Genomic DNA, 23,224 nt, shown 5'->3' with positions numbered 1-23,224 from the left:
GGGGCGGTCGGTCAGGCCGCTACCGGCGCGGCGGCGGCCTCGGTGGCGGTGGTGTCGTCGGTCTGGGGCGGGGCCATGAACGCGCGAACCTCGGCGGGCGGGGCGGGCGGGTTGTCCGCGAGGGCGTAGGTTTCCGGGGCCTCGCGGGTCAGGATCAGCACCCCGGCCCCGGCGAGCTTTTCCATGGCGTTGCGGACCGCGCCGGGGCTGCGTCCGCCGATCTCACGGGCGACGGTGCCGGGGGTCACGTCGTGGCCGGTGCCGAGGTCGCGCATGAACGCCTCAACCCGGTGCCGCAACTCGTTCTTAGCCAGCTTCACCGACCCGTCACTGTTGATCTCGCCGGTCGTGCGGCCGGTGCCGGTGGTGCGCCGGGCCGAGGGGCGGCGGATCTTGCGGGTGTGACCGCACGTCGGGCACGTCGTGTGCGTCGGGGCGTTGGCCGGGTCCACCGTGGCGAGGTCACCGTCCCCGATGACCCACAACTCGTTACCGTCGTCGTCAACCGGCAGGCGACGCGCGGCCCCGGCAACCTCCATCGCGGCGAGGATCGTGTCGCCCATGACGACCGACAGACCGCTCTCGTTGATCGCGTTGTCGGCGGTAATGCCGTCCGGGTGCCCGCCCAACACGCCAGCCATGATCAACACCTTGAGGTCAGGCTGACGCGGGGCGACCGGCACCCCCGACACCGGCACCCCCGACACCGGCGCACCGGACACGGGGGCCTCCGGGAGCGCGGACTCGTCCGCCCCGCCGCCCCCGTTCGCGTCGTCGGCGGGGGTCGCCTCGTCGGTGGCGTCCGGGGCCGCGTCGGTGTCGTCGTGGCTCGGGGTCGCCTCGTCGGTGGCGTCGGTGGCGTCGGTCGCGGGGGTCGCCTCGTCGGTGGCGTCCGGGGTCGCGTCGGTGTCGTCGTCGCCCTGGGTCGCCTCGTCGGTCGCGTCGGTCGCGTCGTCGCCGGGGATCGCCTCATCGGTCGCGTCGGTGGCGTCGTCGGCCGGAGTCGGCTCGTCGGTCGCGTCGGTGGTGGCGGGGTGCCAGATGTCGGCGCTCTTGCGGTTGCCGTTGGTCGGGCCGGGGGTGCGGGTGGCGGTACCGTCGGCCTCCATCGCGGCGAGGGCCTTGGAGGCGGTGGACTGACCCACCCCGGCCTCGGCCGCGAGGTCACGGACGGTGATGCCGTCGGGGTGGTTGGCGAGGGTCCGGGTGACGGTGGCGGCGGTGGTGGTCGGCGCGGCGTTGGCGTTGGTGGACATGGCGAATAAACCTCCGTGCAATAGGGGTCGGCAATAGCGATTCCGCGTGCGCGTGGTGCGCGTGGTGCGCATTGTTTGCGGTTCCGCCGGGGCGGTTTTTGTTGCCCACGTCCATGGACCCTCTGCACGCGACGATTGTCAACCCCGTTGCGCAAGACTCTTTACGGGGACCGCGCCGCGCCACTTCCGTTCTCGATTCAGGAACCACTACCGCCGCCCGAAACGCCATTGACGGCCCCATGTCCGACGCTGTGACACGTTCGACGCGGCTCCCTGGTGCTGCATAGGGTCGGCGGTACGGGGGCCGCTCACACCGCCTTACGGGGTCGTGGTTTCCGGGTCGAAACGACTACGCCGCGCGCCCGGCGGACCGGACGCGCGGCGCTCACGGCAACCCACGGGGGCCTTCTTAGAATGTGCGGAAAATCACTTCATGAATTTACAGGGCCACGCCTTTTCGGCGCATGAAAGGGACCGGGTCAACGGCATTGTTCCCGGTGGCGGGATAGCCTTCGTGAATCTCGTAGTGCAAATGAGGGCCGGACGAGTTTCCGGAACTGCCGACGTGGCCGATAGGCTGCCCCGCGATCACCATCTGCCCTATGCGCACCATCGGCTGTCGCACCATGTGGCAGTAACGCGAAACGATGTCCCCCGCGTGGCGGATCTCCGCGTACCAGCCACACCCGCCGAGCCCGGGGTAGCCGTCACTGTCGCACGGCATCGGCCCGCCGGTAGGTTCCCACGAGTCGCCCCCGACGTTGCACCGCACGCGCACCACCACGCCCCCGGACGCGGCACGGATGACGGTGCCCTTCCCGGCCATGATGTCAACGCCGTCATGTCCGGGCCGCTCACCGGTACGGAACCCGGAACCCGCCGTGCCCGCCACCGGACGCGTCCACCCGGAGGCACTAACCGGGGCGTCGTCGCAGACGGGCAGTGTCCCGCCGGTGTACGCCGCAACGATCTCGGTTGCCCGCGTCTCGTGTTTGGCGTACGCGTCCGGGTACGCCGACCGTTGCACCCGTTGCACCGCGTCGGTGAGCGGTAGCCGTTCCCAGCCCGGCACCCGTAGCAACGCCTCGTAGAACTTCCCGGCGGCGTAGTCGGGGCTCATGATCTGTTCCGGGGTGCCCCATCCTTGCGACGGTCGCTGTTGGAACAGCCCCAACGAGTCATGATCGTTGTCCGGCCCGAGGTCGCCGTGATTGATCAATGACGATTCTTGCAACGCGGTGGCTACGGCGATCACCCACCCGCGCACCGGTACCCGCGTCCGCTCACCCACGGCCACGATCACCCCGGCGTTACGGGCCTGTTCCGCCGTCAACCCCGGCGGGGTGGCACCCGGCGCGGTGACCGCGCCGACGCAACTACCGCCGCCACCGCCGCCACCGAACACCGAGGAGACGACGCCGGCGGTAGCGGCGATGATCAGCAGCAACACCACGGCGACCCCGGCCGCGACCCACCCGACTACCCGTCCCACGGCGTGCCACCGTCGCCGGTCGGCGCGGGTAGCCCGGTCAGGCTCACCCGGTCGGGGTGCCCCACTATGCGCCACGCTGGCCCCGCCGGGCCGCCGGACGCGGCGGCGTGGTCGGTGGCGGCGGTGGCGACGGTCACCCCGTCCGGCACCCCGGCCCGGTTTAGGTGGGCGCGGAGGTTGGTCTCACGGGCGGTGGTGGGTAGCCAGAACAGCACCGGGTACGCCCGCCGGGGCGGTAGGGCGGCGTAGCCGGTCAGCTTGTCCACCACCCGGCCCAGCGTTTCGGTGCCGAGGTCGGCCTCCAACCAGAACGGCACCGCCCGCCCGTTGTCGGCCCATACGCCGTGCCCGTCCGGGCGGACCAGGTTGCCGCACGCGTCCCGACACCGTGCCTCGTTCCACCAGCGCACCAACCGTGCGCCGGGGTGCGCGCGGGCATGAGCCGTGAGCGCGACGAAGAACCCGTTCACGGTCACCAGGTGCGCCAACGTCGGGGACATGGCCAGACGCGCGGTGGCGTCGCGTACGACGGCCGGACGGGGCAACGCCTCGCCTCGTCCGGCCGCGATGAGGGCCGCGCCGACCGGGCCGAGGGTCCATCGCCAGGCTTGCGAACCGGGCCGCTGGTAGTGGCGGAACCGGTCGAGGATGTCTCGATCGTGCAAGGTGTTGAGCCGGTTTCGGGCACGACCGACCGAGCCGAAGGCCAGGTCGACGAGCTGGTCGGTGGTGAACGTCCGGTGTTGGTCGAGCAGGTCCAGGAGGAGCCGGTCTCGGGGGGTGAGTCGACCGAGTTCGGCGGCCACCACGGACGCCGTGAGGCGAAGACTGCCCTTGGCAGATGTGTTGGTAGGAGGGATATCTCTTATCAGTCGGTTCCGGTCCACGGGTCCTCCTCACCGCCGTCCACGTGCGCGTATGACGTGTTCAAGGGGGGGTGTTCACCCGGCTGTTCGTGGTCGTTGCGTTCCTCGTTGGACCACTCGTTAGAGGTCTCGTTAGACCACTCGCCCTGAACAGCGAAGGTGTTGCGGCCCACCAGTTCCACCACCGCACCCTCGACGGGTGTCGACCGCTCGGCCGGTTCGGCAGCGGTAGCGGTCTCGCCGAGCAGCCGGCGACGTTCCTCGGCGGCGAGGCCGGTGTGGTCACGGGCGGCGCGGCGCAACTCGCCGGCTCGGCCCGGCAGAGGAGGTGACGGGGGCTCGGTGTCGGCGGTGACCGGTGGTACGACCCGCCCGTTGGCGACCGGTCGCAGGACGACTTCGTAGCCGCCGAGGCGGATCAGGTCACCGTCATCGAGGTACGGGCGCAGGTGCCGGGCCTGATCGATGGCATCGCGAGGGGCGAGGGCGAAGTACACCTTGTTCCTCGCGTTGGCGTCGATCGCCTCCACCATGTCCCCGGACAGTTGGCCGAGGTACTGATGGGCGAGGACGAACGAGGTGTGCAAGCCGCGGGCCTCGGCGAGCGCGTCATCGATGCCGATGGGCAGGTGCAGGAAGTTGTGGCACTCGTCCAGCACGATCATCGCGTCGGGACGCTCGTCCTCGGGGATGCGGGCGCGGGCGGTGGTGGCCTGCCACAGCCCAGCGAGGAGCAGGGAGCCGACCAGGCGGGTGCCGTCCTCGCCGATGACGCCCTTGGGTAGCCGCGCGAGCATGATGCCGCCGTCGAGGATGTCAGCGAAGGAGAACGTGGTCGCTGGCACCCCGAACAGGCTGTTCGCCATGGGGTGCGCCAGCACGAGACGCAGCCGGGACAGCAGCGGAGCCACGAGGCCGGAGCGCTGCGCGGCGGGCAACTCGTTGAACCCTTCCCAGAACTCGCCCAGCGTGTTGCCCTCCCACGCGTTCAACCTGCCGGTGACGGCGTTGACCCGGACGGCCCTCCACGCCGAGTCCGACAGCAGCCGCGGTAGCTGAGCGAGGGTGGCGCCGTCGAGGTGAGCGAGGGTGAGCAGGCCGTGGTAGCAGATATCGGCGGTCCGGTGGCCCCACCACCGCGACCACACCTTCGCCATCACCGCCGTGAGATTCGCGGCCACGTCATGCGCGCTACCGCCGTGCACACTCGGGTCGAGCAGGTTGATCGCCGGGGGCGCGGCCCGCTCATCCGGGTCGATCAAGACGAGCCGGTCACCGCATGACTTGGGCAGCCGGGCCAGGAGGTCGCGGATGAGGTCGCCCTTGGCCGGGTCAAAAGCGGCGACACCGCGCCCGGCCTCCACGTCGTCCAGGATCATCCGCATCAGCAGCGTCGTCTTGCCCGTACCGGTCGGTCCGAGCGCGTGGACGTGGTACCGGCAATCGGTCAGGGAGATCCCGACCCGCATCGCGGGGCCGGCGTTGGCAACGCCGATGACCTTGCCGCCCAGGCCGTGCCGCTGATCGAGCGGCACCAGGTTGAGCCTGCGACCCTCGGCGCGGGTGTTCGACCCGGCCGCCTTGGTCTTGATCTTGTTCAAGGTGTGCTCCAAACGGTCGGTGGATCGTGGGGCTGTTCCGACTCGGCTGGTGGATCGGCGAGGGGCCGGCGGCGCGGGGCCGGAGCGGCGCGGAAGACCTCGCGGGTGGCGGCCCGACGCCGAGACGCCGCGCCGGGCAGGCCGTACGCGGCCGGTTCGGCGGGCAGTCCGGCGAAGGCGGCGGCTTCCGCGACGGAGACGAGGCTCATCCGGGCCTCGGGCACCCACCGGTCGGCCGCCGTGACCGCGCCATGCCGTAGCCGGCGGCGGGTGAAGTGGGCCGACAGCAGCCCGAACCCCGAGCTGACATCAGCAGCGGCGGCGAGGGCGGCCGGCTTGGTCGGGCCGGTGGCGACGGCGTGTACGGCGACGAGCAGGTGTGGTGCGTCGGCGTACTTTGCCCGCGCCTGCCGGGCCAGCTCGGCGGTGTACGGGTCGGTCGGGCTGGGGCGTCGCCTCGTGCTTGACGAGCCGGGGGTGAAGATGTCCAGGACACCGATGAGCAGCGCTCTTAGCCCATGGGTGAGGAGAGTCGCGGCGCGGGCCGTTCCCCGGGCTCGGCGGGGGCGCTGCGGGTTGGTCATCGCGCGGCGGAGCCGCCGCAAGCGGTGGGCCGGTGCCCGGCCAAGGTGGACTTGCAGGAGCGCACCGCCGGTGCGCCCGGCCGAGGCGAGCCCACCGTAGACGGCCCGTAGCCGGTCCTCCTCGGGGGCGCCGACGTCCACGCCTCGGCGCGGGACCGGTGTGGCGTCCTCAACCAGGGGCAGCCATTCCGGCTGGGTGGGCCAGACCGCGAGAGCGGCCACGGCCCCGGTCGTCCGGACGGCCGGTGGGGTGGTCTGTTCAGCGCGTGCGCCGGGCCAGCCGCGTTGCAGCAGCCGTACGACGGCGGTCGGGTTGACCCCTGGTGGCAGCCACAGTCCGCAGCGCATCCCGTCGGGGTCGGCGGCGACCTCCCAGACGAGCCGCGCCGGGCGCAGCGCCCAGCGGCGCGGCGCGGGCAGCACGGTGGCGAGCAGCCGCCACAGGCCGATCGTCGCGGCCGGGGTGGCGGTCACGGGCGGGGTGATCTGCAGCCACCGTGCTCCGGCGGCGTGCCGCCGCCAGGCGCGCCGCCGCCACACCGCCCACAGGACTCGGATGGCAATGAGCACCGCCCCGGCGGCGACGAGTAGCGGCCACCGGTCTCGGACGAGACGCCACACGAAGTCGGTGGGGTCGCCCCAGGAGCCGCACAGCACCTCGCCCACGAAGGAGCCGGGCACGCCGCCCTGACCAGGAACACATCCGGCAGGCTCCGGCGACGATGGTGAGGACAGGGCAGGGGTGGGAACCATCGGGGACTCCGATCGACGGAAGGAGGGGGTCGTGGGCTGGGGTCAGCGGCGGCGGGCAGGCGGGCCGGTGACCGGGCCGGTGACGATCAACTCGTGCTCGGTCGCGGAGGCGTGACTGTGGAAGGCCACCCGCGCCGACCCGGCCGTGAGGAGCGCGTCGCCGCGCTGGCAGGACAGCAGGAACGCCCGCTCGCCGTCGGTGAGCCCGAACGCCTCGGCCACGGCGTCGATCGCCTGCGGTGCCTGCCGCAAAAGGACCTGCGTGGCGGCGTTGGAGACGACGGCGCGGCCGGTCTTGGTGGCGAGCACGTCAGCGGCGTCCTGGGTCACGACGGTCAGACCGACGCCGTATTTGCGGGCGGACTTGGCCAGGGTCTCCAGGAACACGCCGCCGCGACCGCCGGACAGCAGTTTCCACGCCTCGTCCACCAACACCATCCGCAGCACGTCCGGGCGAGCGCCGGAGGCGGTCGCGCCGCGTACGGTGCGCCAGATCGTGTCCAGGGTGAGCAGCGTGCCGACCGGGTGAAGTTGCTCGGGCAGGTCCTTGATGGCGAAGACCACGAGGTGCCCCTGCGCGGCGGTGGTGGTCGGCCCGTCGAACAGGCCCTTCATGCTGCCGGCGACGTAGGGGTGCAGGCGGGCGGCGACTCGGCGGCCAGCGTCGTCGGTGCCCTCCAAGGCGGCCATCACATCAGCGAGGAGCGGCGCCGGCCGCCTCCAGGTGCGTGGGTCGGTGGTGATGCCCTTGGCCCGGTACGCCGCGAGGACCGAAACATCGAGGGACCGGGCCTCGTCGCCGGGCAGGGGCGCGCTGACAGCGGTGTCACCGCTGCCCATGACCGCGACCAGGGTCTGCATGAACCGCGCCCGGTCGTTGAGGGCATCGTCATCATCGGCCGGCAGGTCAAGAGGGTTGATCTTCACCCCGGCCGCGCCGAGGCGGATGACGGTACCGCCAACCGCATCAGCCAGCCGCAGGTATTCGTCTTCGGGGTCGATGACGAACGCCTCCACCCCGAGGCACAGGTTGCGCAGCAGGTCAAGCTTGGCCAGGTAGGACTTCCCTTCCCCGGAGCGGGCGAGGATGACGGCGTTGTAGTTGGACTGCGCCCACCGGTCCCAGACGACGACTCCGGCCGAGTGCAGGTTGAGCCCGAACAGCACGCCCATGCCGTTGTCCCCGGCGGTGTCGGGCAGGTCGGGGCTGGTGAACGGAAAGGCTGCGGCGAGGGCGTCGGTGTCGAAGACCCGTTTCATCCCGAGCGCGTCGAACGCGAGGGGTAGGCCGCTGATCCAGCCCTGCAACTGCCGCCAGGTCACCGGCGCGGTGGTGAGCAGCAGCGAGGCGGCCAGGGACCGCACCTCGGCCACCCTCTGCGCGAGGTCGTCGGGGCTGGTGCCGTGGACGGTCAGGTACAGGCCGAGCCGGAACAGCCGGGCCTCGCCTCGGGCGACCCGCGTGGCCAGCTCGGCCGCGTCGGCCGCAGCGGCGTCGAGTTCGGGATCGTCGAGGCGGCCCTTGGCCGCGTCGTGGCGGCGGGAGGACTCGAACCGGCCGCGCTGCTTGCGCAGCCGCTCGGAGGCCACCGCCGGCGGGACCGGCTCGATGTGGAAGGAGGCGTCGACCAGGCCCGGGTAGGACAGGATCGGTTCGGCCCACCCGGGGCCGACTTCGGCCGGGTAGCCGATGACGGCCAGGGTGGCGCTGTGGCCGTCACCGACCCGCACGTGTCGGCCGTCGACCTCGACGGCGTCCGGGGAACCGGGCAGGATCGTGGTCGACTCGGGCATGGCACGCCGCCGTTTCGGCAGCAGCGCGGGGAGCGGGATCACAGGTCGTCACCTCCGTCAGATGTGGCGTAGGGCGTGAAGGTCGGGGCGGTGGGGTCGAGGCTGGCCGCCAGCCGCACCGCCGCGTCCGGCCCGTCCAGCACTCGGGCGGGAACCTCGCAGCCGCCGAGCGCGCGGACCACCTCGGCCGCGTGGTGCGCGGCATGCTGCGGGCCGCGTCGGCTGCGCACGGCGACGGTGACCTGCCGGTGCAGCAGCTCGCGCTGCCCGGCCAGGTCATCGATGAACGCCACGTGCGCGCGGGCTGCCTCCTCCAATGCGGGATGCCGCAGCCCTGGCGCGGCGGCGAGGAACCGGTCGGCGAGGTAGGTCAGGTCGACCCGCTGCGCCCGCACGACGATCTGCGCCGGGCCGTCGAGGCTGTGCAGCCACCGCGCGAACCCGGCCACCAGGCCGTTCTGCTCCCCCGGGGTCCGCAGCCCGAACGCCACCGTGGAGGCGGCGACCAGGCTCGTCGTGCCGTCCGCGCCGAGATCGATCAGCCCGTTGCCGGTGATGCCCTTCGCGGGCAGCCGCAGCGGTGCGGGCAGCGGTAGCCGGTCACCCGGCCCGGCGGTGGTGGCAACCCACGCCGGAGCCGGGGTGACCGGCCCGTCGGCCGGTACGAGTCGACGCGGACTGCGGCGGTGCCGCAGCGCCGCGAGGACCCAGGCGTCGAGCGGAATGCCGTCCCGGCGGCCGACCGCGAGTGAGAACGCCCCGGCGGCGATCGGCATCGCCCCCACGAGGTACACCAACGGATGCACGAGCGTCGCCACCGCCGTCCACGCGGCGTAGAGCAGCAGTCCCGTGACGGCCAGGATCACCACCTGCCGTCCCGACATGCCGAACGCGATCCGGTCGGGACGCTCGATGTCGGCGGGCACCCGAGCCCGCATCGGGGCCTCGTCGCTGAGCCGGTTCACTACTGATCACCCATCGAACTCGATGACGGGCGGACGACCGGCGCGGACGGCCGAATCACCGGGGACGGGGACGGCCCCGGACGGACGGCTGTCGACCGCACTGGAGCCGTACTGGCCGCCGGGGACGGCCTCGGCCGCGCAGGCGCGGACGGGCGCGACGGCGGGACCGGGACGACCGATCCGCGTTCGCCCGGGGACGGCGGTACGGACGGGACCGCCGGACGAAGCCGGGCCGTACTCGCCGCCGGTGTCCGTCGAGCGGCGGTGGTGCCCACAACCGCCGGGGCTCCTCCGTTGCCGAGGGCTTGTCCGCTCGGGCTGGCGCGCCTCGCCGCCGTGGGCCGCGTCCCCGGGGTCGAGGCACGTCGTGGCCCGCCGGCTGGCGATGCCGTCGGAGCTGCGGAGAACACCGGCGTGACCGGGACGGGTGCCCGGCGTGGCGCGCTCTGCTTCGCTGGTGCGGCCGAGAACGTGACCGCCGGTGCCGGACCGCTGGGTGCGGATCTCGGCGCGGTCGTCGTGGCATCGCTGAAGGCGACGCGTGCCGGTGGTGCGGCCGGGGACGGCGAACTCGGCTGGGGCGGGGCCGGATGGGAGAACTGCGCGGCCGGGACACCGCCGGACGGCGGTGCGGATGGTGTGGACGGGGCCGCCGGGTGGCTGAAGGTGGGGGCGGTCGTCCCGGACGGCGCGGGCAGCGGAGTGTGGGTGACCGGGGCGTGGCTGAAGGGCACTGGTCCGGGTGGGGGTGGCGGGACGGGAGCCGCTCCCGGACGAGGCGGGCGAGGCGGACGGGGGCCACCGGGTGACGGACGGGGGCCGGACGGACGGGGAGCCGTCCGTCCGCCGCCCCCGGCCGTGCTCGCTGCGCCCAGCAAGCCGGCCGCCGTGCCGAGCGTCTTGATCATCAGGACGGCGTGGACGAGTTGGCCGAGCAGTCCTCGGCCGCTGCGCTGTCCGAGTGGGCCGAGGATGAACTGACGCATCCAGCCCGGCAGCTTGATCAGTAGCCACAGCATCGTCAGGCAGACCACGACGCCGAGAAGTCCGGCTCCGGTCGCGGGCACGCCCATCACGGTCGGCCCGGCGGGGGTGAGGAACACCTTGATGCTGGACATGACGATGACGGCCTGACCGAGTTGCAGTCCCAGGCAGGCCAGGACGCAGCGCCACCACAGGTTCGCCACGCCTTCGGTAAGCGGGCTCGCGTGGCAGATCAACGCCGCCGGGGCGAAACCGAACAGGATGATCAACGCGGCGAGCCGCAGCACGAACGTGAACTCCAGGACGACGCACATCACGATCACGGCGATGGCCATCAGGGCCATCAGGAACCCATCGCCTTGCAGGGCGTTGTCCACGATCTGCCGAATCGCGGTCGCGGCGGTCGGGCCGTCGATCGTGTTACCCGCGATGGCAACGGTGAGTGCGTTGGTCAGCTCGATCGCCTTCTGCCCGAGGAGCAGGCTGCAATTGGCGAGGACCACGCCGACAGCGATGCGGGGTAGCACCTGCTTGAGGCCGTACCGGGCTTGCAGGGTCTCCCGGGCGCTGACCAGGAATCCGCCAGCGACGATGAACAGCACGATGACGCCGTTGGCGACGATCAGGCTGGTCGTCCAGATCGCCTTGACGTGCTCGTTGGTGGTGAGGTCTGGGGTCGACAGCCACGACGCGCCGAGGGCTTCCATCACCGGCTGAAGGGCTTGCTCAGCGACCCACACGACCAGGTCCACGACGGCCTTGCGGATCTGGCCTCCGATGTCGTACCAGGCCGGATCATCGTCGTAGGAGGGCTGGCCGGGAGTCGGGGCCGGGCCGGGCGTGGGTGCCGGCGTCGGCGGCGTGGACGGAGCTGGTTCCACGCCCGGCGGACGGACACCAGGGTCAGGCACGCCAGGGCTCGGCGGCGTCCCCGGCGCGGTTGCGGGCGGGCCGGGTGCCGGGCTGGGCTCGGCGTGCGCCGGGCTGGCAAAGGCGAAGGTCAGGCCGGCGAGGATCACCACGCCGAGCAGCGCTACGCGGCGGGTCACGATGCGGATGGTCATCAGGCCACCCACTGACCGACGATCGTGACCAGCAGCGGGGCGAGCAGGGCTCCCGCGTAGCCGATGGCGGCGCTACGGAAGGCGAGCTTGCCCTTCTCGACCTCGCCGGGCTCGCCGCTGGTGTAGCGCAGGAACCCCACCGTCAGGCACAGGGTCGCCCAGGCGGCGAGGATGCCGAGCAGCCAGAGACGGATGTTGTCGATCACCTGCGTGATCGACTCGACGGCAAGCACCACCGGGGCGGGCTCGGCCGCGTACGCCGCTCCCGAGGCGGCGACGAAGGCGACCGTCACCGCGGCGACCCCGAGCAGCATCAGCGAGGCGCGGGCCGGACGAGATAGGTCTCGGCGCGGACGGCGGACGGACGGCCGTCCCCGCCCGGCGGTCCCGAGGCGGCGGCGAGCCGCCGCCTCGGAACGCCCAGAGGGGTTGTGATTCATGGGATTGGGCACCTCCGGTGCGCACGCCTAGGCAGCCCTCAACGGGACGTGGGTGCGCGAGTGGGCGACGAAGGCGGGACCGGGCGGTGCGCTCGTGGGTGACCTGTGGTGCCGACCGGCGCGGCCGTCCTCCTCACTGGGAAGGCGGTGAGCCGGGGACCGTACGGGGTGTCAGCGCCGTCAACGGGTCCGGTCGGAGCAGGTCACCTGCGCGGAAGAGTCCCGCACTAAGGGATTACAAATCCGGGCCTCGAATTGGAAAGCCGCAGCTCAGGCAACCTACTTACGGACGCTTCCGGGCAGTCGGAGCATCGAGGACCAGGGTTGCGGTGGCCTCGTTGATCGCGTCGGCGTACGGGTCGGACAGCTCGCCGGACTCGATCGCGTCCTTGAGTCGGGCGACGGCGGCCGTGCGCCGCTTGTACAGGTTCCAGCGGGGCTGGCCGCTCCGTTCGGCGTACTCGGTCAGGCTGACATCCTCCAGGTACGTCGCGCCGATCAGCTCCGCCTCCTGCGAGGTGATGGCCCCGACGTTGACCGCGCGGGCGAGGACAAGATCCGGGTGGCCGTACGGGGCCGGCGGCACCACCGCCCCCGGGGCGTGGTTCGGCGCCCCGGACGAGGCGGGCTCCAGGTCGCGCAGCTCGGCGCGGGCCTTGGAGAACGCCGCCGAAAGCAGGTTGCCGACCACGCCGGGCTTGGACACATCGACGGTGCCGAGGGCGCGGAGGAAGTGCTCGACGATGGCGGCCTGCACGTCGCCGGTGGACAGCTTGGCCAGCAGGTACGCCTTGAACCGCAGGCCCGGCAGCGCGACACCGACCGCACCCGCACGCCATGCCGGGTCGCCGGTACGGGCGTGCTGCACCAGCAGCCGCCATGCGGCGTCCCGGGCGGCGTAACCGCAGGACGGGTGCATGAGGATCGCCGACAGCTCGGGCAGGGCGATGGCCCGCCGGGGCAGGCCGTGACCGAGGCTGCGGCCGTCCACCGACAGCGGGCTCGGTCCCTGCCCCAGCAGCCGGAATCGGTACTCGATGTCGTTGAGCAGCGTCTCGCCCCGCTGTGGGGCGGCCGGCTCGGTGGTAGGGGTACGACGGTCCATGGTGGTGCTCCCTCGTGATGACCGTGTGCCGTCCGGCGGGAGTGCCGGTCGGCGCTGTGCCACCACGCCACCAGGGCCTTTGAACAGATCATGAACACTCATGATCTTGTTCAAACGGGCTCGACAAATGTTCAACCCGGCCGTCGCCAATGCCCGTCAATGCGCCCGGCAGCGGCCCGCCGACACCCCGAGCCGAGGTGTTCCACCCGTGGTCAGGCTGTTCAAGCACTCCGCGCCGGCCGTAGCCGCTTCGAGGAAGCCGGCTTGAACACGCCCGCCACGAATCCACCTATACGGAACCAGTCGGAGGGCCAGGAGAGGCCACGGAACGCGCCCGGGACGATCCTGTTCAAGCCCGGGGGCGATCAGCCCGATCGTGTTCAAGCAGACGAGGATCTTGTTCAACCCGGTTAACGATCTTGTTCAACCGGTCACAGCCCCGTCGTGGTCCTCTGCCGGCCAGATGGTGCGAGCAGAGTGCGTTTCGACGGCCCTGACCTGCGTGTTCAACCCGTCGATGATCTTGTTCAACCCCCTCGGTATCGGGCAGGGTGCCGAGGTTGGCGCGCGGCGGGGTTTCCAATCCGAGGCCCGGATTTGTAATCCCCTAGTGTCAGCGCTCGTCGGCGGACGTGGCCCACACGCCCATGCCGAAGCCCAGCTCCACCGCCCCCGGTGACCGGCCCCAGCCGGCACCCGTCGGCCTGCTCCTCGCCCGTACCCGCTTCCCCCGCACGCCCCAAACGGGGATGCCGGACTGGCACGGGCTCTCCCCGAGCCACCTCGCCTACCTCATCCGCCGCTACACCCGCGTCGGTGAGGTGGTGCTCGACCTCGACGCGCACCCCGCCGCCATCGCCGCGACCGCCTACCTGGACCGGGTTCCGGCCCGGCTGGTCACCGGTCGCCACCGCCTGCATGTGCGGCTCCTGCCGCCCACTCCCGATCGCCCGACCCGCCACGCCATGCGACGTCCCGGCGCACGTGTCGACCTGATGCTGGCGACCCTGCCGAAGGGCGAACAGGGCCTCGCCCGAGACGGCATCGCCACAGCGATGACCGCCTGGCGGCCTCTGCTGCGCCCCGGCGGGTTCCTGCTTGTCGGCCTCACCGCCTCGCAGCCTCAGCCGGGTGAGTTCAGCCACCGCGCCACGGTCATCGCCGCCGCCCGTACCGCCGGACTCTTCTACCACCAGCACATCCCCGCCGTCCTCGTCCCGCTGCCCGAGCACGAGCCGCGCACCGCCCCGGAACACCCCGACGAGGCCGACGACGGTCGCCGGCTGCTCGCCGGCCGCCACCTGCCGACCTTCCGAGACCTGCTCGTGTTCGCCACTACCGCCACCGGTGAGGAGAACGCCCGTGCCTGAGCCCCGTCCGCCGTTCCACCCCGCCGAGCCCAACGACCTCGAACCGCCGCAGCCCAACGCGTCCGACCTGGCCGCCCTGCTCGCCGAGGGTTACCTCGGCTCGGTCTGGCTCACCGGTCAAACCGCGTCGCGGGACCTGCGGCGCGGCCGGTACACCCCGGAGTCGTTGACACACCCCGGCAAGATGCTGCCGACCATCCCCCGCTACGCCATCCGCACCTACACCAGTCCCGGTGACGTGGTGCTCGACCCCATGGCCGGCATCGGCACCACCGTCATCGAGGCCATGCGTCTCGGCCGTCACGGCATCGGGGTCGAGTACGAGGCGGAATGGGTCGCCAAGGCAGCGGACAACATCCGCCACACCGTCCAGGCCGGGGCACCGGGCAGGGGCGAGATCTATCACGGGGACTCCACCGCGCTGCCGTCCCTGCTGCCGGCAAGCCTGCACGGACAGGTCTCCTTGGTGATCACCTCACCGCCGTACGGGCCGTCCACCCACGGCCACGTCCGCACCCCCGGACCGAGACGCGGCAAGGTCCGCAAGATCAACCACAGGTACGGCGGCACGGACAACCTCGCCTACCGCAGTCACGGCCAGCTCGCTGACGGGTTCACCGCGATCCTTGCCGGCTGCCGGGCTCTGCTGCGGCCCGGCGGGCATGTCGTCGTCACCGCCCGCCCCTACCGCCGCCACGGCGAACTCATCGACATCCCCGGCATGGTCGCCGCCGCCGGCATCAACGCCGGCCTCGAACTCGTCGAGGAATGCATCGCCCTCATCTGCGGCGTCCGCGACAGCGTGATCATTCCCAGGGCCTCGTTCTTCCAGCAGAAGAACACCCGTGACGCCATCGCCACCGGTGACCCGCAGTGGCTCGTCCAGCACGAAGACGTCGTGGTCCTCCGCGCCCCGCGGTCACCCCGGCACGACTTCACCCAGAGCGGATCAGCCAGCGCCCGTGCGCACACTGATCGGCTTGATGCCTTCACCCCGTCCCGGATGGATCGACGTGCACACCCGGCGTGCCCAGCGAACAGCAATCCCAACGGCAGCGCCACCGACACCCGGTCCCACGCGGGCCGGGACGTTGAAAGGACACCCGATCCGTGCCCGCCCAACTCACAGCCCATCCCCGGGGTCATACGGCCCAACGCAACCACCGACCCCGGCAAGCCATACCCGCAGCCCGGATCGCCCGTCACGCCGGATCAGCGATGACCGCCCCGACTCCCGCCCAGTGGCGGCCCGACCCTCTCCTGACCATCGATGACGTCGCCGCCTGGCTGGGCAAGCCGAAGAACACCCTCTACGCCTGGCACAGCCGAGGCAAGGGACCACGCGCCATCCGCGTCGGCAACACCCTGCGCTACCGGCGCAGCGAAGTCGAACGCTGGCTCGACGACCACACCGACCCGGAGCGCTGAACCATGGCCCGACCCCCACTACCCATCGGCACCTTGGGCACGATCCGTACCGAGAAGCTCGGGTCCAACCGGTACTGCGCCCGAGCCCGATACCGCGACCACGACGGCAAAACCCGCGACGTCGAAGCCACCGACACCACCGCCCCCGCCGCCATACGGGCGCTCAAGGTCAAAGTCCGCGACCGGGTCGCCCCTAACGACGACGACGAAATCACCAGGGAGACGCACGTCAGCACGCTCGCCGCTCTGTGGCTGGAGGAGATAGCCGCAGAGGAACGGGTATCGCTGCAAAGCATCAGCAGGTACGAGATCAGCGTGCGCGTCTCGATCGTGCCCGCTCTAGGCGAACTACGAATCCGAGAGGCCAGCGCAGGCCGCCTCGACAAGTTCCTGCGGAGGATCGCCGAGGACCGTCCCTCAGCCGCCAAGACCGCCAAGGTCGTCCTCGGCCAGATGTTCGCCCTGGCCGTCCGTCGGGGTGCGCTCACGACAAACCCCATCCGCGACACCGGCCAACTGCGAAAGCCCCGCAAGAGGGTCGTCGCGCTTGATCGGGAGCAACTGGACGACGTTCGTTCGGCGATCCGGAAGTGGCAGCAGCCCACCCCGGGCAAGTCGGGGCCTCGGCCCACGAGCGACCTGGCCGACATCGTTGACCTCATGCTCGCCACCGGCGCCCGCATCGGCGAGATCCTGGCAGTGCGGTGGGAAGACGCCGACCTCGCCGCTGAACATCCCACCCTCACGATCTGCGGCACCATCATCTACATCAAGGGCAAAGGCTTCTTCCGGCAGGAATGGACAAAGAGCGATGCCGGCTACCGGTCAGTCGTCCTGCCCCGATTCGCCGTCGGGATGCTCTTGGAGCGCAAGCTCACCGCCGCCGCCGACCCCAACGACGCGATCTTCCCCTCCCGACGTGGCACCTGGCTGTCTCCGCCCAACGTTCGCCGCCAGTGGCGTGCAGCCCGCGCTGACACCGGCCTTGAATGGGTCACTCCCCACACGTTCCGCAAGACCGTTGCCACCTTGATCGACAAGGAGGCCAACACCGACAGCGCCGCCGCACAACTCGGCCACGGGAGTAAGGAGACCACCAAGAAGCACTACATCGTCAAGCCAGCCCTTGCCCCCGACAGCTCTGCCATCCTCGAACAGCTCGGGGGCAGGCCGGAGCCAGGCGATTCCGAACCCCACAACTCTGGCCCGGCCCCGATCGGATAGCCGGGGGCGGGTGGCGGCCGGTACGCCTACCACCCGGCCCGCCGAACCTGATCGCCCCGACCGTTACTGGGGGGTTTTCGGGGGAGGGTTCGAAACTACATAGATCAGCATAAAGGCCCTGGCCAGCTTTTTGCTGGTCAGGGCCTTTAGTTGGTGCGCCGCCAGGGACTCGAACCCCGAACCCGCGGATTAAGAGTCCGCTGCTCTGCCAGTTGAGCTAGCGGCGCTCGTTCGGCAACGGAGAGAAGATTAGCACCCCCACGAGCCGGGCTCCAATTCGGTTACCCGGCTCCCCCCTTCGGTCGAGCTTTGCGGGCAAAACTCCACGAACCGGTCAGCGCTCCCGGGACGGGGGCTTGAGTTGCGGCGGTGATGCGGCACGATGTCCGCCAGGTACGCGAGAACAGAGGTGGGCATGGCACGGTTCATGCGAGCCGGAGCGGTGGTGGGCACGCTGACTCTGGTGGCGTCGCTGGCACTGACCGGGTGTGGCGACGAGCAGAAGAAGCCGGCATTCGTCGGCGGGACGGCGGCGGCCGACACGAGCGCCGCGCCGGACTCGTCCGTGCCCTCGGCACCGACCACGCCGAGCGCGCCAACCGGACCGACGCTCATGCTGAGCCCGGCCGACGGCACGAAGAACCGGCCGGTGAGCACGGAGATCAGCGCCAAGGTCCCGGACGGCGGGAAGGTCGCCGCGGTCACCCTGACCGCGGACGGCGGCGGCACCGTGGAGGGCAAGCTACGCACCGACGGCTCCGCCTGGGTGCCGTCCGCCCCGCTGAAGTGGGGCACCCGCTACACCGCCACGGTCACGGCCAACGCGGCCGACGGCACGACCAGCCAGGGCACCAGCAGCTTCACCACGATGGCCAAACCGAAGTCGACGATCGGGTCCGGTCTGTACCTCTTCGACGACAAGAGCTACGGGGTGGCCATGCCGGTGGTCACCGAGTTCCACCCGGGCATCCCGAAGAAGGACCGGGCGGCGGTGCAGAAGCGGATGTTCGTCCGCACCGATCCGCCGCAGCCGGGGGCCTGGCACTGGGTGGACAACGGCACCCAGGCCTACTACCGGGCGCCGGAGTACTGGAAGCCCGGCACGACCATCACGGTGCGGATCGCCCTGGCCGGGATGCCGCTGAGCAACGGCAAGTACGGCGACCTGGACCGCAAGGCCACCGCCAAGATCGGCCGGTCGTTCGTGATGAAGGTCGACAACGCCAACAAGAAGATGATGGTGTACGAGGGCGGCGCGCTGGTGCGCACCATCCCGGTGAGCCTGGGCAAGAAGAGCACGCCGTCGTCGAGCGGCACGATGGTCGTGATGGAGAAGAAGGAAGCCACCGTCTTCGACACCCGCGACGACCCGGACCCGGCCAACCGCTACGTCACCGACATCCAGTTCGCCCAGCGGCTCACCTGGGGTGGCGAGTACATCCACGCCGCGCCCTGGTCGGAGCACGTGCAGGGGCGGCAGAACGTCTCGCACGGCTGCGTGAACGTGTCGATGGCAAACGCCAAGTGGCTGTTCGACAAGACCCGGATCGGTGACCCGATCACCATCAAGGGCACCGAACGCAAGATCGTCGCCGGCAACGGCTGGACGGCGTGGAGCCTGAGCTGGTCGGCGTTCGTCAAGGGCAGCGCGCTCCCCGTACCAAAGGGTGGCGCCGGCCCGCTGCTCTGAGCCTCGTCGGTCCCCTACGCGCTGGTCCTGCCGATGGCGGGGCCGGCGCGTACCCTTGCACTCCGGCGAGGCGACGACGCCGCGGCGACCCCACCACCCCGGACGGAGACGAATCACGCTCACGAAACGCCGGATAGTAGCAAAATCCGGCAGGATTCTCGGCGTGTTTCGGTTCACCCTCGGCAACCCGGGCCGGCTCTGGTGCGTCAGTAGGAGACGATGGGGCAGCGACCACGACTGTGAGGGAATCATGCGAGCTAGCCAGGATCAGCTGATCAGGCAACGTTGGCGACGCCGTGTGTTCGCGGCGGGGTTCCTCGCCGTGGCGCTGGCCTTCACCGCGGCCTGCACCGGCGGTGGCGACGGCAAGCCGTCCTCATGGCACGGCGGCGACGAGAGCCCGCCACCGAAGGCCGCCGCGACGATAAGCGAGCCGGCGGCCGACGCCAAGGACGTGCCGGCCTCGACCGGCATCACCTTCACCACCAAGGACGCCGTGCAGACCGCCGTCGAGCTCAAGGACGCGGCCGGCAAGGCGGTCGAGGGCGCGGTCGCCCCGGATGGCAAGACGTGGCAGCCGGCCGGCGCGTTGGCGTACGGCACGAGTTACACGGCGACAGTGACCGCCACCGGCGACGACGGCCGTCCGGCCACCACGACAAGCACCTTCACCACAATGGCCAAGCCGGCCAACCAGGTCCGGGTGAGCAGCTTCCTCGGCGACAACCAGGTGGTCGGGGTCGGCATGCCGCTGATCGTGAAGTTCAGCCGGGGCATCCCGGAGGACTACCGCGACGACGTGCAGCGCCGGATGACGGTGACCTCGACCCCGGCCCAGGAGGGCATCTGGCACTGGGTCAGCCCCACCGAGGTCCGGTACCGGCCGAAGGAGTTCTGGAAGGCCAACAGCAAGGTCTCCTACCGGGTGCAGGCCGGCGGCCTGCCGATGGGTGAGGGTTGGTACGGCCGCGCCGACCTCGCGGTGGACGTCAAGATCGGCCCGTCGGTGATCATGACGGTGGACAACAAGACCAAGCGGATGACGGTGACCCGCAACGGCGCTGTGATCAAGACCATTCCGGTCAGCCTGGGCAAGAAGAGCACCCCGTCGTCGAGCGGCACCATGGTGGTCATCGAGAAGCTGCGCAAGACGGTCTTCGACACGATGGAGGAGCTCGGCCCGGAGGAGGGCTACCGCACCAACATCGACTTCGCGCAGCGTCTCACCTGGGGCGGGGAGTTCATCCACGCGGCACCCTGGTCCGAGGGGCAGCAGGGCAGCGTGAACGTCTCGCACGGCTGCGTGAACGTGTCGATGGCCAACGGCGACTGGCTGTTCAAGAACACCCAGATCGGTGACCCGATCACGGTCAAGGGCACCGAGCGCAAGCTGCAGAACGGCAACGGCTGGACCGACTGGAACATGAGCTGGGACGAGTACGTCAAGGGCAGCGCCCTGCCGTACGAGCCGCCCGCCGACCCGGACACCACCCCGCCGACCCCGGACGGCGCTGGCACCCCGTCCGCCACGCCGACCGCCTGAGCCAAGGTCGACTCGCGTCACAGGAAACCGGGGCATCCCAGCGAGGGGATGCCCCGGTTTTCGCGTAACCGGTGTGGATCAGGGTCGTCGAACACGACTGAGGCCCCCTCCGGGGAGGGGGCCTCAGTCGTACGACCATCTGGGTGACTGATGGGAATTGAACCCACGACAACCGGGACCACAACCCGGTGCTCTGCCAACTGAGCTACAGCCACCATGCCGCCGTCGCCCGGTCGATCGCCCCGGGCGGGGTGCGGACCAATAATAGCCGCACCACGGCCGGCCCCGTCCAGCGGGTATCCGGGGCCGCCCGCGCGTGGGGTCAGAGTTCGGCGGCGATCGCCTTGGCGGTCTCCACGTCCGGGCCGGGCAGCGGGACGAAGAGCGTACGCCGGTAGTACTCCAACTCCCGGATGCTCTCCCGGACGTCGGCCAGCGCCCGGTGCGCCAGGCCCTTCTGCGGCTGGCCGAAGTACACGCGCGGGTACCAGCGCCGGCACAGTTCCTTGATCGAGGAGACATCGATCATCCGGTAGTGCAGGTGGGCGTCGAGCCGTGGCATGTCGCGGGCGATGAAGCCCCGGTCGGTCGCGATCGAGTTGCCGCACAGCGGGGCCGTCCGCGGCTCCTTGACGAAGGTGCGGACGTAGTCCAGGACCAGGTCCTCCGCCTCGGTGAGGGTGACCACCGAACGGCGGACCTCCTCGGTGAGGCCGGACTTGGCGTGCATCGTCTGGACGATCTCCGGCATCCCCGCCAGTGCCACCTCGTCGGCGTGGATCACCACGTCGACCCCATCACCGAGCACGTTGAGATCAGGATCGGTGACAAGTGCCGCAACCTCGATCAGTTTGTCCCTGCCAAGGTCCAGCCCGGTCATCTCACAGTCGATCCAGACAAGAAGATCAGCCACCGGCACAGCCTACGCGCAGCCCACGCCTCGCGGCTGCGCGCTCTCGGCGGAGCAGACCGCTAGGGTTTCGGGGTGCCAGCCGATCCCGTAGCACCGCCCGCCGTCACCGACGACGACCCCGGCGGCCGTACGGTCCGTCGCCTGGTCACGGTGGTGGCCCTCATCGCCGTGCTGCCAGCGCTCTACCTGCCGGGCCTGAACCACAAATTCCTCGACCTCAAGATCTACATGTCGGCGGTCGACTGGTGGCGCGTCGGCCACCCGCTCTACGACTACGTCCAACCCGACCGGGTGCAGGGCGAGCTGTACTTCACCTACCCGCCGTTCAGCGCGCTGCTGCTGTGGCCGTTCGGGCTGCTGAAGCTCGGTGCCACCGTGGCGATCTTCACGGTGCTCACCGCGGCGGCCGTGGTGCTGACCACCCGCTGGCTGGTGTCGCCGGTCATCGCCCGGCACGACCTGCCCCGGGCGTTCACGCTCACCGCCGCCGTGCTGCTGGTGCTGGCCATGGAGAGCACCCGCGAAACGCTCACCTTCGGGCAGATCAACATGCTGCTTGTCGTGCTGATCCTGGCCGACCTGCTGTTCGCCGTACCGCAGGCGCGGCGCTGGGCCGGCGTCGGCGTGGGGCTGGCGACGGCGCTCAAGCTCTTTCCCGGAATCTTCATCGTGTACCTGCTGGCCACCAGGCGGTGGCGGGCCGCGGCGGTGGCGAGCGCGACCGCGGCGGCGGCGACACTGCTCGCGGCGGCGGTCGCCCCGGCCGACTCGTGGCGGTTCTGGACGCACGAGTTGTGGACCACCGAGCGGGTCGGCCGCACCGACATCGTTAGCAACCAGTCGCTGTTCGGCCTGCTCAGCCGGTTCACCGAGCCGGCGAAGCCGGACCGACTGCTCTGGCTGCTGTTGGTGGCCGTGGTGGCCGCCTACGGGCTGTGGCGGGCCGCCCGTGCGGCGCGGGCCGGTGACCCGTTGACGGGGCTGACGTTGACCGGGTTGGTCGGTGCCCTGGCGAGCCCGATCACCTGGACCCATCACATCTACTGGTTCGTGCCGGCGGTGGTGCTGCTCGCCGACGCGGCGTTGCGCGCCGACCGTCCGGACCAGGCACGTCGGCGATGGTGGCTGGCCGGGCTCGCGCTGGGCATCACCGCCGTGACGGTCTACGGCGTGGTGACGTTCCAGAAATGGGGGGCGGGACCGATCCGCACGCACAACCCGGTGGACTTCGTTGTGCAGAACGCCTACGTGCTGATCAGCCTGCTGCTGTTGGTGGCCCTGCCGGTGCGCTCCGCTCGCCGGCGCCTCGCCGACGACCAACCGCAACCTGCGGAAAAATCGCACCAAATGGACGGATCTACCTAGTAACCACCAGTGGCGCTAATCTGGCCCAACTACCTCAAGCGTCGCTCGGGTAGCACCGATCCCCCGGTGAGGGTGGCCCTCCGCGTCGGCAGCGTGGAGGGCCACCCGCTGTTTCGTCGACCCGCACCGGCCGGACGGTGGCCTTCGCGCCCGCCGGCGGCCACGCGAGGCTCACTGTCGCCTCGGGCCGGGGCACCCGGGCCGACTGCTCCAGGTCCGTGCGGGCAGCGGACCGGGCCGGTGCGGCACCGATCGACCGAGACCGCTCCCCCGCCCCCGAGCCGACCATGCTGAGCTGCCGCACGGCCGGATAGGGCGCGGCCGGCGCGGGCTCCCGGGTGCCCAGGCCACTGAGCGAGGTGACCCCGAGCCGGCCGGCGAGCACCGGCACCTGGTCCGGCTCCACCACGAAGATCACCTCGCGGGGCCGCAACGGTCGCAGCAGGAGCAGCAGGGCGCACGCCACGAGCAGAACGCCACCGGACAGCAGGCTCCAGGTGGCCGGGCCGGTCCACCCCGCGTGCACCTCGGCGCGCAGGTCCAGCGCCAGGTCGGCGGCACCGTCGGGGCGCATCAGCACCAGACTCATCGGCTCACCGGCCAGGTCGTCCGCGCTCCACTCAAGCGAGCCGACGCCCTCGCGTACCCAGGACGGCCGGTCCGATGGGCCGACCGGCACGACGGCGGCCGGATCGACCGGAGCGCCGGCAGCGGGACCGGCCGGGTCCAGCCGAACCGGCAGCGGGCCCTGGGCCAGCGCCACCCGGCGGAGCACGGCGTGCGGCAC

18 protein-coding genes, 2 tRNA genes and 1 pseudogene are annotated in these 23,224 nt (G+C 71.0%); 7 read left to right on the top strand and 14 right to left on the bottom strand.

The features are described from left to right. Positions 1-11: 11 nt before the first annotated feature. From AB0B86_RS14880 to AB0B86_RS14835, 10 genes are all read right to left on the bottom strand, one after another. Positions 12-1,256: a MarR family transcriptional regulator gene (locus tag AB0B86_RS14880; protein WP_357418180.1), complete on the bottom strand. Its 1,245-nt coding sequence runs from the start codon at positions 1,254-1,256 to the stop codon at positions 12-14. Positions 1,257-1,695: 439 nt separating this feature from the next. Beyond that, positions 1,696-2,748 (bottom strand): M23 family metallopeptidase, encoded by a 1,053-nt coding sequence (locus AB0B86_RS14875; protein WP_357418178.1) that lies wholly within the window; start codon positions 2,746-2,748, stop codon positions 1,696-1,698. Next, entirely contained in the window at positions 2,736-3,554 is an 819-nt protein-coding gene (locus tag AB0B86_RS14870) for a replication-relaxation family protein (protein ID WP_357418175.1), read from the bottom strand. The genes AB0B86_RS14875 and AB0B86_RS14870 overlap by 13 nt, the downstream gene beginning before the upstream one ends. 62 nt (positions 3,555-3,616) lie before the next feature. Next, complete coding sequence (locus tag AB0B86_RS14865; protein WP_357418172.1) at positions 3,617-5,215, bottom strand: type IV secretory system conjugative DNA transfer family protein; 1,599 nt, start codon at positions 5,213-5,215, stop codon at positions 3,617-3,619. Continuing rightward, on the bottom strand, positions 5,212-6,480 hold the full coding sequence (locus AB0B86_RS14860) for a hypothetical protein (RefSeq protein WP_357418170.1): 1,269 nt from the start codon (positions 6,478-6,480) through the stop codon (positions 5,212-5,214). The genes AB0B86_RS14865 and AB0B86_RS14860 overlap by 4 nt, the downstream gene beginning before the upstream one ends. Before the next feature lie 114 nt (positions 6,481-6,594). After that, the gene (locus AB0B86_RS14855; protein ID WP_357418394.1) at positions 6,595-8,346 is read right to left on the bottom strand and encodes a DUF87 domain-containing protein; all 1,752 of its coding nucleotides are present in this window, start codon (positions 8,344-8,346) and stop codon (positions 6,595-6,597) included. A 38-nt stretch (positions 8,347-8,384) separates the two neighbouring features. Next, positions 8,385-9,311, bottom strand: coding sequence for a PrgI family protein (locus AB0B86_RS14850; protein ID WP_357418168.1), 927 nt, complete (start codon positions 9,309-9,311; stop codon positions 8,385-8,387). Continuing rightward, positions 9,311-11,047 carry a hypothetical protein gene (locus AB0B86_RS14845; protein ID WP_357418391.1) on the bottom strand — a complete coding sequence of 579 codons (1,737 nt, stop codon included), beginning with the start codon at positions 11,045-11,047 and terminating at the stop codon, positions 9,311-9,313. The genes AB0B86_RS14850 and AB0B86_RS14845 overlap by 1 nt, the downstream gene beginning before the upstream one ends. 311 nt (positions 11,048-11,358) lie before the next feature. Then, positions 11,359-11,799 (bottom strand): pilin, encoded by a 441-nt coding sequence (locus AB0B86_RS14840; protein ID WP_357418166.1) that lies wholly within the window; start codon positions 11,797-11,799, stop codon positions 11,359-11,361. A gap of 283 nt (positions 11,800-12,082) precedes the next feature. Beyond that, positions 12,083-12,904, bottom strand: coding sequence for a hypothetical protein (locus AB0B86_RS14835; protein WP_357418164.1), 822 nt, complete (start codon positions 12,902-12,904; stop codon positions 12,083-12,085). Positions 12,905-13,551: 647 nt separating this feature from the next. Between AB0B86_RS14835 and AB0B86_RS14830 the strand changes: the two genes are divergently transcribed. The 4 genes from AB0B86_RS14830 (at position 13,552) to AB0B86_RS14815 (ending at position 16,926) form a co-directional block, all read left to right on the top strand. Continuing rightward, positions 13,552-14,274 carry a hypothetical protein gene (locus AB0B86_RS14830; protein WP_357418161.1) on the top strand — a complete coding sequence of 241 codons (723 nt, stop codon included), beginning with the start codon at positions 13,552-13,554 and terminating at the stop codon, positions 14,272-14,274. Between the two features lie 67 nt (positions 14,275-14,341). Continuing rightward, complete coding sequence (locus AB0B86_RS14825; protein WP_357418389.1) at positions 14,342-15,496, top strand: DNA methyltransferase; 1,155 nt, start codon at positions 14,342-14,344, stop codon at positions 15,494-15,496. Next, positions 15,493-15,702, top strand: coding sequence for a helix-turn-helix domain-containing protein (locus tag AB0B86_RS14820; protein WP_357418159.1), 210 nt, complete (start codon positions 15,493-15,495; stop codon positions 15,700-15,702). Before AB0B86_RS14825 ends, AB0B86_RS14820 begins: the two co-directional genes overlap by 4 nt. Positions 15,703-15,705: 3 nt before the next feature. Beyond that, positions 15,706-16,926 (top strand): site-specific integrase, encoded by a 1,221-nt coding sequence (locus AB0B86_RS14815; RefSeq protein ID WP_357418157.1) that lies wholly within the window; start codon positions 15,706-15,708, stop codon positions 16,924-16,926. A gap of 151 nt (positions 16,927-17,077) precedes the next feature. Here the strand turns inward: AB0B86_RS14815 and AB0B86_RS14810 are convergent. Next, positions 17,078-17,153, bottom strand: a tRNA-Lys gene (locus AB0B86_RS14810). A gap of 188 nt (positions 17,154-17,341) precedes the next feature. Between AB0B86_RS14810 and AB0B86_RS14805 the strand changes: the two genes are divergently transcribed. Together AB0B86_RS14805 and AB0B86_RS14800 are read left to right on the top strand one after the other, a co-directional pair. Continuing rightward, positions 17,342-18,616: an Ig-like domain-containing protein gene (locus AB0B86_RS14805; RefSeq protein ID WP_357407678.1), complete on the top strand. Its 1,275-nt coding sequence runs from the start codon at positions 17,342-17,344 to the stop codon at positions 18,614-18,616. 250 nt (positions 18,617-18,866) lie between these two features. Then, positions 18,867-20,159, top strand: a complete 1,293-nt coding sequence (locus tag AB0B86_RS14800; protein ID WP_357418154.1) for an Ig-like domain-containing protein — start codon at positions 18,867-18,869, stop codon at positions 20,157-20,159. Positions 20,160-20,301: 142 nt separating this feature from the next. Here the strand turns inward: AB0B86_RS14800 and AB0B86_RS14795 are convergent. Together AB0B86_RS14795 and orn are read right to left on the bottom strand one after the other, a co-directional pair. Next, a tRNA-His gene (locus tag AB0B86_RS14795) sits at positions 20,302-20,374 on the bottom strand. Between the two features lie 107 nt (positions 20,375-20,481). Continuing rightward, positions 20,482-21,078 carry an oligoribonuclease gene (gene orn / locus AB0B86_RS14790; protein ID WP_357407674.1) on the bottom strand — a complete coding sequence of 199 codons (597 nt, stop codon included), beginning with the start codon at positions 21,076-21,078 and terminating at the stop codon, positions 20,482-20,484. A gap of 66 nt (positions 21,079-21,144) precedes the next feature. On the opposite strand from orn, the gene AB0B86_RS14785 reads away from it, so the two are divergent. Then, the gene (locus AB0B86_RS14785) at positions 21,145-22,437 is read left to right on the top strand and encodes a glycosyltransferase 87 family protein (protein WP_357407672.1); all 1,293 of its coding nucleotides are present in this window, start codon (positions 21,145-21,147) and stop codon (positions 22,435-22,437) included. 340 nt (positions 22,438-22,777) lie between these two features. Here the strand turns inward: AB0B86_RS14785 and AB0B86_RS14780 are convergent. Continuing rightward, a pseudogene (locus tag AB0B86_RS14780) lies at positions 22,778-22,993 on the bottom strand (hypothetical protein); the annotation flags it as partial. Between the last annotated feature and the right edge of the window lie 231 nt (positions 22,994-23,224).

Source organism: Micromonospora sp. NPDC049047 (genome assembly GCF_040649135.1).
Classification (GTDB): domain Bacteria; phylum Actinomycetota; class Actinomycetes; order Mycobacteriales; family Micromonosporaceae; genus Micromonospora.
The sequence above is the reverse complement of the archived record's forward strand: the minus strand, read 5'-3'. Positions and strand labels throughout refer to the sequence as shown.